This window comes from Pseudoalteromonas sp. S4741 (assembly GCF_005886135.1).
Taxonomy (GTDB): domain Bacteria; phylum Pseudomonadota; class Gammaproteobacteria; order Enterobacterales; family Alteromonadaceae; genus Pseudoalteromonas; species Pseudoalteromonas tetraodonis.
Map to the genome: position 1 here is coordinate 1 of NZ_PNCN01000056.1, position 17,262 is coordinate 17,262.

Sequence of the window (17,262 nt, forward strand, 5' to 3'; positions counted from 1 at the left end):
ACTATTAAGATTGGTTGCGGGAGCCGGATTTGAACCAACGACCTTCGGGTTATGAGCCCGACGAGCTACCAGACTGCTCCATCCCGCGCCAATAGATAAAAAGTTAATAACTTAATATCGCTGTTAGTAAATTTTATAACCTACTAAACAATGGCCACTATTATAAAGATGTACACCTAAATTAGCAACCACAATAAGTAATAAGTTGATAAAAAAAGCAATGCGGTTTATTGCTTTGCTCTATGATTAAAACGATATGTAGAAATCGATCGCTTTTTAAAATACAGCGTATAAAAATAATTTTGGCTCATTATGAAAAAATACAAAACCTTAAAACTAATTTTAGGTGACCAGCTAAACCCCGCTCATTCTTGGTTTAAAGATAAATCCGATGACACCGTATTTGTTATTGCCGAGCTCATGCAAGAAGCGCAGTACGTAAAGCATCACGTGCAAAAAATATCAGCCTTTTTTAAAGCCATGGAAAACTTCGCTAACGCCTTAAAAGATGCCGGCTTTAACGTGTTGCATTTAACGCTAGTTGACACCAAAGACGATAATAACTTACCCGCTCTTTTAACGCGTTTAGCCAAGCAGCATGAATGTACCTCTATTGAATATCAATACCCAGATGAGTACCGTTTAAAAACACAACTGCACGACTTTGCCACTAACAGCGAATTAGCTGTGACTGCCTGTGACAGCGAGCATTTTTTATTAGCATTTAACGATATAGACAAACTCTTTAAAAAAGATAAACACGTCACTATGGAGCATTTTTATCGGGCAATGCGAAAGCAGTTTGATATTTTAATGGACGATGACAAACCTCATGGCGGTCAATGGAATTTTGATGCGAATAACCGTAATAAGTTTTCAAAAAGCGATTTAGCCGATATCCCCAAACCCAAATTATTTAAAAATGATGTTAGCACCATCATTGAGCGTTTAGATAAACATAAAATAAAATACTTTGGGCAAATAGAAACCCAATTAAGCTGGCCAACAACCCGTAAACAAGCAATAAGCGCACTTGATCACTTTTGTGCACATTTACTCCCCCGCTTTGGTCAATTTCAAGATGCGATGACAGATCAATGCCCTGATAAAGATACCTTTTATCACAGCCGGTTATCATTTGCGTTAAATGCCAAAATTTTACACCCTCGCTATGTTATCGACCGTGTGGTCAAAGAATACCAACAACGCCAAGATGAAATATCTATTTCTCAGGTTGAAGGCTTTATTCGTCAAGTACTGGGTTGGCGCGAATATGTGCGTGGCGTGTATTGGAAAAACATGCCCGATTACGCTAACAAAAACCAGCTTAATGCAACCCGTGCACTGCCACGATATTTTTGGAATGGTAAAACAAAAATGAACTGCTTAAGCCACTCATTAACACAAAGCTTAGACAGCGCGTATGCCCATCATATTCAACGTTTAATGGTAATAGGTAATTTTTGTTTACTAACCGCTATTAACCCTGATGAAGTGGATGAATGGTATTTGGGTGTTTATATCGATGCTATTGAATGGGTAGAAATGCCTAACGCACGAGGGATGAGCCAATTTGCTGACGATGGCATCATTGCTACCAAGCCTTATGCGGCTAGCGGCAACTATATAAATAAAATGAGCGACTACTGTAAAAGCTGCCAATATAAGGTGAAAGAAAAAGTAGGAAAAGACGCTTGCCCGTTAAATAGCCTCTATTGGCAATTTATGCAAACACACCGAGAGCGGCTTGAAAAAAATCCACGGATAGGCATGGTTTATCGCAATTGGGATAAACAAGATGAATCATTGCGCCAAGAAACCTTAGAGCAAGCTAACAACTATTTAAATAATATTGAAAAGCTTTAAATATAAATGCCGTCAATTGACGGCAGCATTCTTGATAGTTAATATTAAAGTACCAAAATAGGTAATATTGTTAATTAAATATTTAATTTATTTGTCATGTCAGTGTAATGAGCTTATTTTTTAATAGCATCTCTTACTTTAGACAATGATGAGAATAAAATGAAAAAACAATTAATTGCAGCGACACTTTTACTACTGAGTACAAGCCAAGCTCAAGCTTTTAGTCAAGAAACTCACAAACGTATTGTTCTTGATGCTGTTAACTATATGCAGCAGCACCCAACTAGTACTGAATATGCAGCCCTACGACAGTACGCTGCACAAAACAATCTGACAATTTCTGAATTAGCCGAGCTGCTTGGACAAGCTGCTTATGATGTAGATGACTTTGAAGACACTTTTTTCTGTGGTGCAATCACAGGTTCGTGTGTTCAAGCGCCTGTATGGGGAGCAGCGCAAAGCATAGTTAAATATACAAGCTATTGGCATTTTCAAAATCATACTCAAGTTGCAGACCAACATGGTAACGATTTTGGTGGTTATAATTATGACAAGCTCACTGTTTGGGGCACGATTGATAATCTTGCGTCTGCTTGGCTTAAAGGTGACTACCTTGATGATGGTAAAGGGGGTGAAACAGGTTGGTTTAATGCCGATTCTTCAAAATAAAACAGTTATGGTGTAACAGAATCTCACTATAGAATCGATAGTAACTCAACCTATTCCATGTACGACGACTTTGAAGAAATCCCATTTCAACCTATCGATAATTTAGGGCAATATTGGTATCAAAGTTACTTACAAAGCGGCAATCCGCTAATATTAGGGTTTGTGTTCCATACTACTGATTTATTACAGCCTCACCACATGTGGACCACATCAGATCTAAATCATTCTAGCTGGGAAAGTTGGGTAAACAATTACTATGACCAAGAGCAGCTCAACGATTTATCACTCGTTACTCAAGCAATGCAAACGTTCTCGCCTTTAGATAAAAATAGCCAAGATGTTCGCCCATTATTAACTCAAGGCGGTTCATTTTCTTATGCACAAGGTGGGATTGTACTCAACTCAGAAGATCATTTTGATCGCCTTAATATAGCTAAGCAGGTCGTGCCCCATGCAATAGCAATGGTGGTGCACTTATTAAACCACGCCATGGTTGCTCGCTAATGAAAAAAATAGCTATTTTAGTGATTACATTACTAGGTGTGTTTTACCACTCCCTAGTAATGGCATCATTTACACAATACAGCAATGATGAAATTAACTTTATGCATCGTGCTTATTTAAAGCACAACCCTGATATTACAATCAATGAAGTTAGAACTCGTCTGTATGAAAATCAGTTTTTATTACAACAAGCTGCGCTAAAAACGCCTGCGATAATAAAACGACAATCTGCTGTTGGTTTTAGGACTCAATACCATGTTGAACGTTACTTAAAAAATCTGTTCGATTCACAATTAGCTATAAGCGCACAGTCAAGCCCAATAAAGCTTGAGATTTATGATAACCAATGGCTTAAACACATATTAGGGCCCTACCCTAAAAATGGCAGTATGTGCAAAGCGCCATCAAAAAAAATGCAGCAGTTTGATTTAACCCCTTTTTTGTATAACGCTATTAATTTATATGAATTTGTCGATGCATTATCAATGCAGGTACGCTTTAAACTCCACAAAGGAGATAGTGAACTATCCAAAAGTGGATTAATAAAAAAACGGCAATTCAATATAACGTTTTCAAAAGCCAAACCGATTTTGGCAAAACAGAATATTGATATTGAACATCTGTATGAAATAGCTCAAGGAGATATTTTGCGCCCCTCCATTCAAAGCTGGCTAGGCATAAATACAATGATGCATATGCAAAGCCCCGTTCTTGAAAAACTAGAGAAACAAGTAAACAAAAGCGAAATTAAAGCATTTTATCAAGCCAATAAATCGCAGTTTAAATTTTTAAGCCACGTAAAAGCCCATGGAGCTCAATTTTCTCATCGAGCCAATGCTGTAAGTTTTCGCACCTTGGCCGGTAACAAAACGCTAAAACAAGCATTAGTAATATTAGGAAAACAAGATATATATGCTCAATACAACAGTGAATTAAACCGTAAAAACAAAAGTAGCTGGGTTGTACAACTTGCGTTCACAACTAAAGAAAACACCATTTCTCCTATTATACGTACACCCAGTGATGAATGGGTGGTGATACACAGTTATGAGCATCAGTTTGAGTACTTTTCGCCAGAAGATGAAACCGTTCGATACCAAGCAACAAAGGTCATCGCAAAACAAAAAGCGGTACAACAGTATGAGGATACTTGGCTCAAGTGACAAAATAAGACAGGAGTAATTTTATGAGTAAAAAAGTTTTCGTTTCTGTTGTTGTAGCTTGTGTTGGTATGTACGCACTTTTTACTCAATATACTAGTAAACCAACGATAAAGAATATTGATTCCCTTAACCAAGCTAAAAGTGTCAAGCAAATAACGTCACTTGAGCTGACTACTGCTGACATGACCCAAGAGCTGAAAAGCACGCAATTAAACACGGTTACAACTAATAATACGAGCCCTCAGCCTTTACTACCAATAACCTCTCCTGCCTATTTACCCAACATAGTAAAAAATACTCAGCCAATTGCTCAGTACGGTGGTGGTTTAAATAATCACCAGGCATATCAAGATTTCCACCTTGAACAGCAAAGACAGCTAGAGCAACGTTTTGTTATTGCTGCACAAGCCAAAATATTAAAACTTGAAGAATTACTGGCTAAAGGCCGACAAAAAAAGCTTTCACAAGAACAACTACAAATAAACTTAAAAGACTAACAACGCAAAAAGCCGCCAAATGGCGGCTTTTCACAGGGAAAATACGTGTGCTAGCTTAACTATTTGCTTTCTAGCATATTGCCTGAGCCAATCTCGATTTTACGTGGCTTAAGCGCTTCTGGGATCTCACGTTCAAGGTCGATACTTAGTAAGCCGTTAGCTAGGTCTGCGCCAAGTACTTTAACGTGGTCACCTAACTGGAACTTACGCTCAAAGTTACGCTCAGCAATGCCTTGATGAATGAATTTACGTTCATCGTTTTGCTCTTTACCTGCTTTAGTGCCTGATACAACTAACGTGTTGTTTTCAGATTGCAGGCTTAACTCGTCTTCACTAAATCCAGCAACTGCCATAGTGATACGGTATTTGTCTTTATCAAGCGCTTCGATGTTGTATGGAGGAAAACTTGGCTGCTTGTCAGTTCGTGCAGCGGCATCCATTAATGATGCTAAGTGATCGAAACCAATGAATGAACGGTATAGGGGTGATAAATCTACTGTACGCATAATAATATCCTCATATTTAAGCGATATATTGCTGCCACTTTTCGTTTGAACAAGTAACGGCAAAATTTAATTAATAATATAACTTTCAAATAGTTCTGTTTAAGTGAAGACCCATCAGGCGTCCTCAAATAACTATTTATGGGCGGACAATTTTATTTCAAGATTTTTTTATAAAATATTTTTTATTTTTTTACAGGCCCTAAAAAAGCGAACACAATAATCGTTTTTTTGCACTGTAATAAATAATGAAATTAGTTACACTAGGGTCAACTAATTTGAGGAGAGCGTTATGTTAACAGTAATTTTTGGCCGTGAAGGCTGCCCTTTTTGTGTTCGCGCTAAAGATGTTGCAGAGCAACTTGCTAATGACCGCGATGATTTTAAATACCGCTACATCGACATCATTAAAGAAGGTATCAGTAAAGAAGATTTAGAAAAGTCTGCAGGCAAGCCATGTCCGACTGTGCCACAAATTTTTGTAGACCAAACTCATATTGGTGGTTTTACAGAATTTGAAGCCTACGCCAAAGAAAACCTAGGCCTTTACCAGTAAATTTGTAGGTATATTGTTAACCAGCTTAATTAACGCACAACTTGAGCTGGTTAAATTTCGACCAACATCAACCACATATAAATTAGTTGTAATTTATACAAGCATTTGCCTCGTATTTCCTATACAATGCGCGCCTCTTTAAATTCGTTGAGGCGTATTAATGTCAGAACCAGTCACGTTTGAATCTCTAAATCTTTCTCCTGCAATTTTAAAGGCAGTTGAAGAGTTGGGTTACAAGACACCATCTGAAATCCAAGCTCAATGTATACCGTTATTGCTAGAAAGAAAGGACGTACTGGGACTAGCACAAACGGGTACAGGTAAAACAGCAGCATTTGCACTGCCATTACTAAATAATATTGACCCGTCTGTGAAACAGCCACAGATCCTTGTACTCACACCAACCCGTGAGCTTGCGATCCAAGTAGCTGAGGCATTTGAACAATATGCAAAACACACTCGTGGTGTTGAAGTACTGGCACTATATGGTGGCCAGAGCTATAGCATCCAGTTGAGCGCACTTCGTCGTGGCGCACAGATTATTGTTGCTACACCGGGTCGTTTAATCGATCACATAAACCGTGGCACTATCAAGTTTGATGCTTTACAAGCACTTGTCCTTGATGAAGCCGATGAAATGCTACGTATGGGCTTTATCGATGATGTAGAAAGCATCATGGAAAAAACACCGCGTGAAAAGCAAACATGTCTTTTCTCTGCGACTATGCCTAAGCAAATTCAAAACATCAGCAGCAAATATATGAATAACCCTGAACAGATTCATATTTCTGCGCGCAACTCAACTGTATCATCAGTTGAGCAAGTGTTTTGGAATGCCCATGTTCATAAAAATAAAGCGATTGTTCGTTTCTTAGAAGCTGAACAATATGAAGGTGCTATTGTTTTCGTACGTACGCGTAACGACACAGTGCAACTTGCTGAGTTATTAGAGCGCGAAGGTTTCTCTGCAGCGCCACTTAACGGTGACATGAACCAGCAAGCGCGTGAGCGCACGGTTGATCGTTTAAAAAGCGGCATGCTAAACGTTGTTATTGCAACAGACGTAGCGGCACGTGGTCTTGATGTAGACCGTTTAAGCTTAGTTATCAACTACGACATTCCACAAGACTCTGAAGCCTACGTTCACCGTATCGGCCGTACAGGTCGTGCTGGTCGTACTGGTAAAGCGATTCTTTTCGTTAAGCATAACGAGCGTTATTTACTTAAAAATATCATTCGTCATACTAAATCTGAAATCGCGCAAGTTGAATTACCTACAGCTAAAGTTGTTGAAGAAAAACGTATCAATGCCTTACAAGAAAAGCTTACGCTTGCTCTTGAAAACAAAGATATTACTTTCTTCAATGAAGTGGCTGTCAACATGGCACAAAAACTTGAGCTTGCTCCTGAAGACTTAGCGGGTGCGTTACTGTGTTTAGCACAGCAACAATCACCAATTAAAGTTGAAGAAGTTAAGATTCAACCGCGTGAGCGTAACGAACGTAATGATCGTAATCCTCGTAGCAATGACCGTGGTCGTCGTAACGAACGTGGTGGTGAGCGCGCTGAGCGTAAACCACGCGAGCGTAACAGCCGTGATGCAGGCCCTATGGATACATACCGTATCGAAGTAGGTCGTGAACATGGTGTTCAGGTTAAGAACATTGTTGGCGCAATTGCTAACGAAGCAGACATTTCAAGCAAGTTTATTGGTGACATTCGTCTTCACGATAATCACAGTACGGTACAATTACCGCAAAACATGCCTAAAGATGTACTTGATCACTTCCAAAAAGTGTTTATTTGTAAACGCCCAATGGGTATGACATTAACACAAGATCAAGGCCCTTCTGAGCCACGCGGCGAGCGTTCTGAACGCCCTGCTGGTGACAAGAAGCGTAGCTTTAATAAAGATGGTCAACGCCCTGATAAGCGTAGCGGCCCTCGTAAAGAACGTCGCCCAGTTAGCTTTACCGCTAAGTAAGCAACGACTCTTTAGAAAAAAAGCCTTGGCATGAAAGTGCCAAGGCTTTTTTGTGTCTGGAATTCAGCTATCAGCTTAATTTCCCTAACTCGAAGCCGCAAGCCAGTATTAGGTACTTAACTAACATATTGAATTAAAATATATTTTGTTTGCTTTCTCTAACCAGAGATTGCAGTGAAAACAAGGCTAAATTACACGTCAATTACTAGCCTATTGTAAGTAAATTCAACGCAATTAGCGTTGAAAAAGCTGCTTGAGATAGCTTTATTACCCAATAACTCAGATTACTTAATGTGTATAAACATGTTTTCTTTGATTTTTAAAACAATAAAATTTATGTAAACTAAGCAAAGGCTATAATTCATGGACGAATTAAAAATTGAAAAGAAATTACGACAACTTACTCTTTGTAGCAATAATGTTCCCTATTTTATTATGCATCATTATTCCTATCTTAATGGACTTTACAGATCCACCATTTATCACAAATGAAATATACGACGTTATTTTCTTTATAACACTCCCTATTATTTGTGGCGCATCATTCATCTATTTAAATATACTTGTATTCAATAAATATAGACGCTGCAGTAAATACAGAGAGCATCTTAAATCTAGTTTCTCAGATACAAAAACGAAATTATCATTAATATTCACGTATCCATTAATCCCTTTTTTAATCTATGGAACACTCTATATTTTTATCTCTGAGCCCATAAAGTTATGGGCTTACTACACGCAAGGCGACTATTGGTATAAGGAATATATCCTAACTGATGTACAAAAGTGTGGTTCTGATTATGAAGATAGTTGTACTCATTTATATTTTAAAGATCCTAAAACAAACGAAACTCATGATTTTAGATGGTACGACGATAAGTCTACAATAATGAATAACAAAAACGATTATGTTTATATTCTTGGTGAGGCCAGTTTGTTTGGCTATATAGTGAGAGATTTAGAAAGGTAACTTAGACTTACTTTGAATATTACAGCACTTTTATATAAACCTCACTCGAGTGAGTAAGGTTTATGAATCAAAATTAAGTTAAGGCGCTACTGCTGGGTACACGTAGCTGGCATCAAGTCCTAATGGGAGACCGAGTGCCCAATACCCCAGCAAGAAGATACTCCAGCCAATCATAAAGGCGATTGAATACGGTAGCATCATCGCGATAAGCGTGCCTATGCCTGTACCTTTAACGTATTTTTGACAGTACACCACAACTAGTGGGAAGTATGGCATGAGCGGAGTGATAATATTAGAGCTAGAATCTCCCACGCGGTACGCCGCTTGCGTTAAGTCTGGCGAAATACCGAGTTGCATTAGCATAGGTACAAATACCGGGCCTAACAGTGCCCACTTAGCCGAGCTTGAACCAACAAATAAGTTTACAAAACCAGTTAGGAAAATAATCCCTACTACCGTTACTGAGCTCGGTAACTCCATTGCTTTTAATACTTGAGCCCCTTCAATTGCCAGTAAAGCACCTAGGTTTGATTTACTAAATGCAGCAATAAATAATGAACAAAAGAATGCCATAACAATGTAATACGCCATACCATTCATGGCTTTGCTCATCGCATCTATCATGTCTTTAGAGGTTTTAAAGGTCCCTACAGTAAAACCATATACTGCACCTGGGATCCAAAATAACAAAAATATCAGTGGCACTATTGATTGCATTAGTGGTGAACTAAAATTTGTTAACGAGCCATCGCTGCTGCGCATCGCTGAATCAGCCGGTGCAGATACATACGCTAATAATGCAATACCTGCAATCATTACACTACTTGCAATAAGAAAGGCGCGCTTTTCGTCGCTACGCGCATCTTCAAATGCTGGTAGGTCTTGAGTTTCGCCATCTACTGGTGAATTTTTTAAACGTGGTTCAATAATTTTATCGGTGATATACCAACCTAACAGCACAATAAATAAACTTGATGCTGAAGCAAAGCCCCAGTTATTAAGCGGGTTAATGCTCATTGTCGGATTAATAATTTGTGCTGCACTTTGGGTAAAGCTTTGCAATAGTGGGTCAATTCCAGATGGAATAAAGTTAGCACCAAAGCCACCACTCACCCCAGCAAATGCCGCTGCAATACCGGCAAGCGGATGACGACCGGCGGCAAAAAATATTACCCCAGCAAGAGGTATAACTAACACATACCCTGCATCGGTAGCCGTATGGCTCACAATAGCCACCAAAATAATTGAGGGTGTTAGTAATTTTCTAGGCGTTACTTTGAGCATTAATTTAAGGCCGGTATTAATAAAGCCCGAATGCTCTGCAACGCCCACACCTAGCATTGCAACCAGCACTACACCCAGTGGCGCAAAACCGGTGAATGTTTTACCATAGAAGATAAAAAAGTGGCCAACGAATCGCTGGCAAGCATGTTATTAATGATAATGGCTTCGCCAGTACGAGGGTCTATTGCATCAAATGTGACGCTTGAAAACCACCAAGACAAAAACCAGATTAATAACATGGCAAACAAAAAGATAATTGCTGGATCAGGCAGCTTATTACCTACCCGTTCAACAAAATTTAAAAATCGCGCAACTATGCCCGTTGGCATTGTCGCATTATTATTGTTATTCATTTCACTTATTCCCTAGAATTTAGACTACGCTACTTTAGCGTATCTAAGGAATGAGGTAAATTTTAACTGAGTAAACAAGTTCTTTTTTAGCCACAAAAAAACGCGGCTCAGTGGCCGCGCAGTTATAAATGAATAAAAAAGCTTATGCGAGTGCTTTTACTTCATCCCATATTCTTACTACGAGTGCTTTATCATCTTCATTAAGTTCGCCATTGCGATAAGCTTTTACTAGGCTTTTTTCAACGGTGTCGTTTAGCTCAGTAATTTCTAAATTTAGCTCCTCAACTTGGGCATACCCTACCGCTAAATCAAAGTGACCACGTAAATAACCGCCGGCAAATAGCTCATCATCAGTGGCTTTTATCACTAAATCATCAAAATATTGCTGCGCAGCATCTATGTAATTTACTAAACTCATGTGTTACTTCTCCTCAAGGTGCAGCCCATCTTGATGACCTACTGCATACATAATATGGTCGTTAAACCCACTGGTTACACGTATATAACCGCTTAATTCATCATCTAATTTGCTATCGCCGGTATCACAAATCAGCGGTCGGCCATTTAAAGCCTGTAATTTTGTTTTAGTAGCCACCACAATAATATTATCGCGGCCTATCGCTTTAATTAACGCAGGACTGAGTTGTTGATTACCTCGACCAAAAATATGCCCTTGACCGCCAATCAAGGTGATCACTAATTTTGTCTTACGTCCTGTCGTAAGTTCAAGTAATTGTTGAGCTGTTAAGTCTTGGCCTACTAAAGCTTGATCTTCAACTAAATCAACACCGAGTAAGGTGTTTTCAAGCCCCATTTCTTCCATCACCGCGCCAACGGTAGAGCCACTGCCCATTACATAGAGGGTATCGGCATCCATTTCACTGACCACATAAGCGGCAATATCAGCAAGTACCAATTCATCGGTTTCTTTACCGCCATTTTTAACCGCTTGTACATAGCGCACTTCACTGGGTACTTGCATTTCGCCATAACGTTTTGCTTTTACTGTTCCTTGGCGAAAGGCGACTTCATCAATGTCCATCACATCAGCATCGCTTAGCGTTACCAGCTCACCTTTAACTAACATTTCAACTACGCGACCTGCAGCTTTTGGCGTTATGGCATATACTCCAGAGTGAATTTTACACCCCGCAGGAATACCCAGCACAGGTACGGAGTCTTCTACAGCATGACAAATGTTGCGCGCCGTTCCGTCGCCACCAGCAAATAAGATTAAATCTACACCTTGCTGCTGTAATAAACGAGCTGCCGCTTCGGTATCATCACTGGTTGTAGGTGAGCTACTTTGATAAACCACTTGCGTATTAAAGCCGAGCGATTTTGCTGTGTGCTCCCCCATTTCATCATTAACAGTGTAAATAGTAATATTTGACTGATAAGGTACCAGCACTTCAAGTGCAGCTTTAGTGCGGCTATTTGATTTAGGCTCAGCGCCTAATGCAATGGCTTTAGCGGCGGTGTCTTCGCCGTCACTGCCTTTTAACGCCACGCTACCGCCCAATCCTGCAACCGGGTTTACAATCAGCCCTAACTTAAACTGCATCTTTTAGCTCCTTGGGAGAATGCCATGAAAACTGCGCAGCATTTAAAGGCCACGTGGTGTTATAAAATTTACACAGTGCTTTTAATAATAAGGTTGTTCGCGGGTTAAACCCGTTTTGCAACAACTCTAATAACTTTGCATGAACACGCGATTGAAACGCAAATCGACAAGTTTGCTCACCATTTAAATTATCTATCGATACGTTAAAATCGAACCCAGCAGCCACACTCAATGCCCACTCTATTGCTTGAGGTTTTACCTCTACTGACTCAAACTCTGCTTGCTGTGTAGCATCGCGCCCATCAAGGCAATACCAATAACCATAATCTTCACTTAAACGGCGTTGCGCACCTGCCACTAACCAATGGGCTATTTCATGCAATGCACTGGCATAAAAACCATGGGCAAACACAATTTGATGATACGGGGTTGTATCATTTGCGGGAATATAAATAGGCTCATGCTCACCTTTTACCAAACGCGTGTTATAGCTTTGGTAAAAAGTGTGTTCGAAAATAGAAATTAGATCAGCTACTTGGTGCATAAATACTTCGTATACTCGTTTGAACCCGATGCTTTAAAGACAGATGAAATTAGTATAAAGCACACTAAAAACGAAGCGAATTGTACGTACTTTTATCTACAAAGTAAAAAATTAGCGATGCATTAATTAAGGCTTCCTTACCATACTTTATTTACTGAACGCTTAATTACGCTTACCATACACCAACAAAAAACCTGAATTGACTCACTCTTATGGTTAAACAACACAGCTTTTTATCGTGGCTATCTATCTCTTTTACTTTTTTAACACTCTTGGCTGCTTCTGCCAGCAGTTATGCAAAAAGTATAAGTATTAACGTATTTGCTATTCCTTCTAAGCCTATTGTTGAGTTAGTCGCTAACACCAGCGATGAATTGGCTACGCACCAAATTATTACGTTTTACCAACAAGGGTTACCCGTACACGCCACCTTGTATTTAACGGATTATCCCGTTGACGCACAAAACGAAATTAAGAAAGTGGTAGAGCGTATTGTAAAAGAGCATCAGTCGTTTGAGATAAAAGCCAATGGGTTTAATGTGTCACCAAGTAATTGGGCATTTATAAAATTAGAAAAATCATATCAGTTACAACGCTTAGCCGACGAGGTTACCCTTAATCTTGAGCCGCTTCGCGATCATCAAGCGCTAGTGCCAAGTTGGGTAAAGCATTACCCTAATAAACTTGTGGCTTTTGAACGTTATGGCAGCCCCAATGTATTTCAGAATTTTCAGCCGCATTTAACCCTACTCGCGAATGAACAAAGCCCAGCATTAGCGTTAGTACAAAAAGCACTGCACGCTGAGCCGCCCCAAGCACAAGGTGAAATAATTGGGATTGGAATTGGAGTGTCTGATCAGTTTGGTCAACAAAAAGAAATACTCGCTAAGTACTTTTTTGATGCCAAATAAATAGTTAATAACAGGGCTAATTACACACTTTATGACTAATAATATTTATGGGTTTGTGGTTAGCTTATCTGTTAAATGTTTTTTAAGTATGCGGGTGTTACGCGTATTTGCTTTGAACATGGCATCAAAAATATCTCCAAAAAATGGAATGAGCCCGCCAACAAAATCAATCAACATATTTATAATAATACGGCTTTTTACTTGCTTGCTAACATCTAAGCGCTGCGCTTCAATTAGTACATAGCCAGACAAAATAAGTCCCGCTAAATCACCTATTACAGGTAAAAGCCCAATCAGCGACTCAACACCAAATTTAAATTTAGTAAACGGAATACCAATACTGCTATCGGTAAAGCGGCTAAACTCTTCGAGTCGTTTTATGGTGGCTTTATATTCAGCTTGTGTAACGTGAGATTGATTGTTTTTTTGCATACTAACAGCTCTCTTATTTTTAGGTGTGCTGAGCACATTTAAATTATTGAGCGGCAATAAAGATGTATAGCTTGTACATAATAAACGCGCTGATGCGCGTTTATTATTAATTTATAGTAAATCGCACTTAGATAGCGCCTTTAATTGGCCCATGTTCGTGGTGTACATGCGGGTTTTGACCGCGTTGACGTAGTAAATGATCCATTAAAGTAATGGCCATCATTGCCTCAGCAATCGGAATAGCACGAATGCCTACACAAGGATCGTGACGACCTTTAGTGATCATCTCAACCGCTTCATTACTCGTGTTAATACTATTACCGGTAATGGTAATACTTGATGTTGGCTTAAGCGCAATGGATGCGATTATATCTTGCCCTGTAGAAATACCTGCCAATACGCCACCGGCATGATTTGAGGTAAAACCATCAGGGGTTAACTCATCACGATGCTCTGAGCCTTTTTGCTCAACCACATCAAAGCCATCGCCAATTTCAACGCCTTTTACAGCGTTAATACTCATTAATGAATGGGCAAGTTCGGCATCTAGCCTATCAAATACCGGCTCACCTAAGCCAACAGGCACATTTTTAGCTACTACTTTTACTTTAGCGCCAACTGAGTCACCTTGTTTTTTAAGGTCACGCATATATTCATCGAGTGCTTCAAGCTTGCTAACGTCTGGGAAAAAGAATAAGTTATTTTCCACTTCATCCCAATCGTAATTTTCGGCTTTAATTGGCCCTAGTTGACTCAAACACGCACGTACTTCAATACCATGAAATTGCTTTAGATACTTTTTTGCAATAGCGCCTGCGGCAACCCGAATAGCGGTTTCGCGCGCAGATGAACGGCCACCACCACGGTAATCGCGAAGGCCATATTTGTGCCAGTAGGTATAGTCACCGTGGCCTGGGCGAAATACGTCTTTAATTTTGCCATAATCTTGTGAACGTTGATCGGTATTTTCAATTAATAAACCAATGCTGGTACCAGTGGTTTTACCTTCAAAAACGCCCGCTAAAATTTTGATTTGGTCGCTCTCACGGCGCTGCGTGGTATAGCGACTTTGCCCAGGTTTGCGTCTGTCTAAATCGTGTTGTATGTCGGCCTCAGTGATTTCAAGGCCTGCGGGCGTGCCATCCACTACGCCGCCTAATGCAACGCCGTGGCTTTCGCCAAAGGTGGACACTTTAAATAACTGCCCTATGCTATTACCTGCCATTAACTTTCCTCATTCCTAATGACTTATAGCCGAGAATTAACTCGGCTATTGTTTTGCCCAGCCATTTCGGATGAATGGCTAGTACTAATTATTACTGTGCAAAGTAGGCATCTAGTTGTTGTTTGCTAATAACAAACACCCCTAATCCGCCTTGTTCAAACTCAATCCATTCAAATGGTGCGCCTGGATACAGTGCATCCATATGTACCATAGAGTTACCTACTTCGACAAATAACAAACCGTTATCTGTTAGATGCTCACTAGCTTGATCTAAAATAGTACGTGTTACATCAAGGCCATCGTGTCCCGATGCTAATCCAAGCTCTGGTTCATGGTGGAATTCACGTGGTAAATCAGCCATATCTTCAGCGTCAACGTACGGTGGATTTGCTACGATTAGGTCGTATTTTTGCCCAGGTACACCACTGAATACGTCAGACTGAATAGGCAGTACGCGGTCACTTAGTTGATAGTCAGTGATGTTAATATCAGCCACTTCAAGCGCTTCATAGGATATATCAACCGCATCAACTTGCGCATTTTCGAACGCTTGTGCCAAGGCAATAGCAATACAACCTGAGCCTGTACATAAATCTAAAATACGCCCTACTGACTCTGGTTTTTCTAACCAAGGGGTGAAGCGATTATTAATAAGCTCAGCAAAAGGCGAGCGAGGGATTAATACGCGTTCATCCACATAAAATGGCATGTTAGCAAACCATGCAATGTTGGTAAGGTAAGGTACTGGGGTAAAATCGTTAATGCGCTCGGCAATTAAGCCCGCTAAACGATTTTTTTCAGTACTGGTTAAACGCGCATGCATCAGCTCTTTGGGTGCATCGATAGGCAAACTAAGCGCCGGTAATAACAAACTTACCGCTTCATCCCATGCGTTATCGGTGCCATGACCAAAGAAAATACCGCTACTTGCAAATTGACTAGTTGTCCAACGAAGCCAATCGTGTAAGGTTGAAAGTTCTGCAACAGCTTCATCTAGGGTTGCTTCTTCTATTAGTAATTCACTCATCAGTGTTATCTGCCTGCTACTTTCAAAAAAAATAAACTCAATCGGGGCGCATCATTGGCCCCATGATTGCCTATTGTATACCCAAGCCACCTTTAGGTGCGAGCGCAGTTAGTGTTAAAAGCGATTTAGGTAAGGCTTTGATTGCAAATAATAGTCACTCTATTGTGCAAATCAATAACGCAGTATAAATCGCTTTTAAACTAACCTTAATGGCGCTGTACTATGCACCTCAAAGCTGCTTGGGTATCACACCTTTTTACTCGATTTTTACCGCTTTTTTGTTTAAACTGCCGCTATGAAAAAAGATCCCCACTCAAACAGCCTAATTAGTCCTGACGACATTGACTTGTTTCGTCAAAGTATCAGTGGTGCGCGTGTATTTAAACAAGACACTCACCGTTTTAGCAATAAACCTAAAGTGTCACAAGCGAAGCAATTTGCCCAGCAAAAAAAGCAACAACAGTCAGAATTTTTCTTTTCTGATGAATATGTGCCCGATATAGACACACATGGTACCGTTAATTATGTACAACAGGGTCAGGATCGTTTTTTAGCCAAACAACTTCGTCGAGGGGATTTTATTCCTGATTTAACCCTCGACCTGCATGGCTTAAATAAAGAGATAGCCAAAGATGAACTCGCAGGGCTTATTCATGAGTGCAAAAAAAAGCATTACTATTGCGCTTGTGTTGTACACGGAATTGGCGGCCATATCCTCAGGCATAAAGTACCGCAATATTTAGTGCAACACCCCGATGTAATTGCTATGCACCAAGCTCCGCTTGAGTATGGCGGTAAAGGGGCGGTACTCATATTAATTAACTTACCGCAAAGTGATGAGTTTAGGCGCTGAGCACTAGAGCCAATCAATAAGAGCCTTTTTTAGTGCATATATTTTCGATTATATTTCCGCTTATTTTTATTGTGTTATGCGGCTACATAGCAAGCCGAAGTCAGTTTTTAGAACGCATTCATATAACGGGGCTCAGTAAATTTACTTTTTACATTAGGGCGTGTTGATCTTTGTGGTATGAAAAACAAACAGCATGAAGATAAGGTATAATTGAATTCGCCAGAAAACTTTACACCGAACCTACATGCCAAGATTAATGTTAACAGACGGGACATGGAATGTCTTATCAAAAGTAATGTACTTAAGTGGTCGATTTTATAATAAGCCCGACCATAGAAAAACGATCCAAGGCATACT

The 17,262-nt window shown here is 39.8% G+C and carries 14 protein-coding genes, 1 tRNA gene and 3 pseudogenes; 9 read left to right on the plus strand and 9 right to left on the minus strand.

What is annotated here, in order from left to right:
- Positions 1-11 precede the first annotated feature (11 nt).
- Positions 12-88 (minus strand) — tRNA-Met (locus CWC30_RS09075).
- Between the two features lie 224 nt (positions 89-312).
- Here CWC30_RS09075 and CWC30_RS09080 point away from each other — a divergent pair.
- From CWC30_RS09080 to CWC30_RS09095, 4 genes and pseudogenes are all read left to right on the plus strand, one after another.
- Complete coding sequence (locus CWC30_RS09080) at positions 313-1,866, plus strand: cryptochrome/photolyase family protein (RefSeq protein ID WP_138626926.1); 1,554 nt, start codon at positions 313-315, stop codon at positions 1,864-1,866.
- A gap of 159 nt (positions 1,867-2,025) precedes the next feature.
- A pseudogene (locus tag CWC30_RS09085) lies at positions 2,026-3,039 on the plus strand (phospholipase).
- Positions 3,039-4,202 carry a peptidylprolyl isomerase gene (locus tag CWC30_RS09090; RefSeq protein WP_138626927.1) on the plus strand — a complete coding sequence of 388 codons (1,164 nt, stop codon included), beginning with the start codon at positions 3,039-3,041 and terminating at the stop codon, positions 4,200-4,202. Before CWC30_RS09085 ends, CWC30_RS09090 begins: the two are co-directional and overlap by 1 nt.
- Positions 4,203-4,225: 23 nt before the next feature.
- Positions 4,226-4,699, plus strand: a complete 474-nt coding sequence (locus CWC30_RS09095) for a hypothetical protein (RefSeq protein WP_138626928.1) — start codon at positions 4,226-4,228, stop codon at positions 4,697-4,699.
- 59 nt (positions 4,700-4,758) lie between these two features.
- On the opposite strand, the gene CWC30_RS09100 is transcribed toward CWC30_RS09095, so the two are convergent.
- Positions 4,759-5,205: an Hsp20 family protein gene (locus CWC30_RS09100; RefSeq protein ID WP_016899448.1), complete on the minus strand. Its 447-nt coding sequence runs from the start codon at positions 5,203-5,205 to the stop codon at positions 4,759-4,761.
- Between the two features lie 289 nt (positions 5,206-5,494).
- On the opposite strand from CWC30_RS09100, the gene CWC30_RS09105 reads away from it, so the two are divergent.
- Together CWC30_RS09105 and CWC30_RS09110 are read left to right on the plus strand one after the other, a co-directional pair.
- On the plus strand, positions 5,495-5,758 hold the full coding sequence (locus CWC30_RS09105; RefSeq protein ID WP_008114535.1) for a GrxA family glutaredoxin: 264 nt from the start codon (positions 5,495-5,497) through the stop codon (positions 5,756-5,758).
- A gap of 160 nt (positions 5,759-5,918) precedes the next feature.
- The gene (locus tag CWC30_RS09110; protein WP_138626929.1) at positions 5,919-7,742 is read left to right on the plus strand and encodes a DEAD/DEAH box helicase; all 1,824 of its coding nucleotides are present in this window, start codon (positions 5,919-5,921) and stop codon (positions 7,740-7,742) included.
- A 1,048-nt stretch (positions 7,743-8,790) separates the two neighbouring features.
- On the opposite strand, the pseudogene CWC30_RS09120 reads toward CWC30_RS09110, so the two are convergent.
- The 4 genes and pseudogenes from CWC30_RS09120 to CWC30_RS09135 form a co-directional block, all read right to left on the minus strand.
- Positions 8,791-10,349, minus strand: a pseudogene (locus tag CWC30_RS09120) (AbgT family transporter).
- Between the two features lie 142 nt (positions 10,350-10,491).
- Positions 10,492-10,767 (minus strand): YfcL family protein, encoded by a 276-nt coding sequence (locus tag CWC30_RS09125; RefSeq protein WP_024602794.1) that lies wholly within the window; start codon positions 10,765-10,767, stop codon positions 10,492-10,494.
- 3 nt (positions 10,768-10,770) lie between these two features.
- The gene (locus CWC30_RS09130; protein ID WP_138626931.1) at positions 10,771-11,913 is read right to left on the minus strand and encodes an ATP-NAD kinase family protein; all 1,143 of its coding nucleotides are present in this window, start codon (positions 11,911-11,913) and stop codon (positions 10,771-10,773) included.
- Positions 11,903-12,457: an elongation factor P hydroxylase gene (locus CWC30_RS09135; RefSeq protein ID WP_138626932.1), complete on the minus strand. Its 555-nt coding sequence runs from the start codon at positions 12,455-12,457 to the stop codon at positions 11,903-11,905. The genes CWC30_RS09130 and CWC30_RS09135 overlap by 11 nt, the downstream gene beginning before the upstream one ends.
- Positions 12,458-12,669: 212 nt before the next feature.
- Between CWC30_RS09135 and CWC30_RS09140 the strand changes: the two genes are divergently transcribed.
- A complete protein-coding gene (locus tag CWC30_RS09140) occupies positions 12,670-13,368 on the plus strand; it encodes a 2'-5' RNA ligase family protein (protein ID WP_138626933.1) in 699 nt (232 codons plus the stop codon).
- A gap of 45 nt (positions 13,369-13,413) precedes the next feature.
- Here CWC30_RS09140 and CWC30_RS09145 read toward each other — a convergent pair whose 3' ends face one another.
- From CWC30_RS09145 to prmB, 3 genes are all read right to left on the minus strand, one after another.
- Positions 13,414-13,800: a DUF4112 domain-containing protein gene (locus tag CWC30_RS09145; protein ID WP_138626934.1), complete on the minus strand. Its 387-nt coding sequence runs from the start codon at positions 13,798-13,800 to the stop codon at positions 13,414-13,416.
- A 127-nt stretch (positions 13,801-13,927) separates the two neighbouring features.
- Entirely contained in the window at positions 13,928-15,025 is a 1,098-nt protein-coding gene (gene aroC, locus CWC30_RS09150) for a chorismate synthase (protein ID WP_138626935.1), read from the minus strand.
- Between the two features lie 91 nt (positions 15,026-15,116).
- A complete protein-coding gene (prmB, locus tag CWC30_RS09155; protein ID WP_013464520.1) occupies positions 15,117-16,052 on the minus strand; it encodes a 50S ribosomal protein L3 N(5)-glutamine methyltransferase in 936 nt (311 codons plus the stop codon).
- Between the two features lie 295 nt (positions 16,053-16,347).
- Here prmB and smrB point away from each other — a divergent pair, with 295 nt between their 5' ends.
- Positions 16,348-16,905: an endonuclease SmrB gene (smrB, locus tag CWC30_RS09160; RefSeq protein WP_016899440.1), complete on the plus strand. Its 558-nt coding sequence runs from the start codon at positions 16,348-16,350 to the stop codon at positions 16,903-16,905.
- 32 nt (positions 16,906-16,937) lie between these two features.
- A pseudogene (locus CWC30_RS18750) lies at positions 16,938-17,060 on the plus strand (AEC family transporter); the annotation flags it as partial.
- Positions 17,061-17,262: the final 202 nt, after the last annotated feature.

Bases quoted from the DNA above. Each gene is read 5' to 3' on its own strand.
- CWC30_RS09080 (WP_138626926.1), top strand. From the start codon at position 313: ATGAAAAAATACAAAACCTTAAAACTAATTTTAGGTGACCAGCTAAAC.
- CWC30_RS09090 (WP_138626927.1), top strand. From the start codon at position 3,039: ATGAAAAAAATAGCTATTTTAGTGATTACATTACTAGGTGTGTTTTAC.
- CWC30_RS09095 (WP_138626928.1), top strand. From the start codon at position 4,226: ATGAGTAAAAAAGTTTTCGTTTCTGTTGTTGTAGCTTGTGTTGGTATG.
- CWC30_RS09100 (WP_016899448.1), bottom strand. From the start codon at position 5,205: ATGCGTACAGTAGATTTATCACCCCTATACCGTTCATTCATTGGTTTC.
- CWC30_RS09105 (WP_008114535.1), top strand. From the start codon at position 5,495: ATGTTAACAGTAATTTTTGGCCGTGAAGGCTGCCCTTTTTGTGTTCGC.
- CWC30_RS09110 (WP_138626929.1), top strand. From the start codon at position 5,919: ATGTCAGAACCAGTCACGTTTGAATCTCTAAATCTTTCTCCTGCAATT.
- CWC30_RS09125 (WP_024602794.1), bottom strand. From the start codon at position 10,767: ATGAGTTTAGTAAATTACATAGATGCTGCGCAGCAATATTTTGATGAT.
- CWC30_RS09130 (WP_138626931.1), bottom strand. From the start codon at position 11,913: ATGCAGTTTAAGTTAGGGCTGATTGTAAACCCGGTTGCAGGATTGGGC.
- CWC30_RS09135 (WP_138626932.1), bottom strand. From the start codon at position 12,457: ATGCACCAAGTAGCTGATCTAATTTCTATTTTCGAACACACTTTTTAC.
- CWC30_RS09140 (WP_138626933.1), top strand. From the start codon at position 12,670: ATGGTTAAACAACACAGCTTTTTATCGTGGCTATCTATCTCTTTTACT.
- CWC30_RS09145 (WP_138626934.1), bottom strand. From the start codon at position 13,800: ATGCAAAAAAACAATCAATCTCACGTTACACAAGCTGAATATAAAGCC.
- aroC (WP_138626935.1), bottom strand. From the start codon at position 15,025: ATGGCAGGTAATAGCATAGGGCAGTTATTTAAAGTGTCCACCTTTGGC.
- prmB (WP_013464520.1), bottom strand. From the start codon at position 16,052: ATGAGTGAATTACTAATAGAAGAAGCAACCCTAGATGAAGCTGTTGCA.
- smrB (WP_016899440.1), top strand. From the start codon at position 16,348: ATGAAAAAAGATCCCCACTCAAACAGCCTAATTAGTCCTGACGACATT.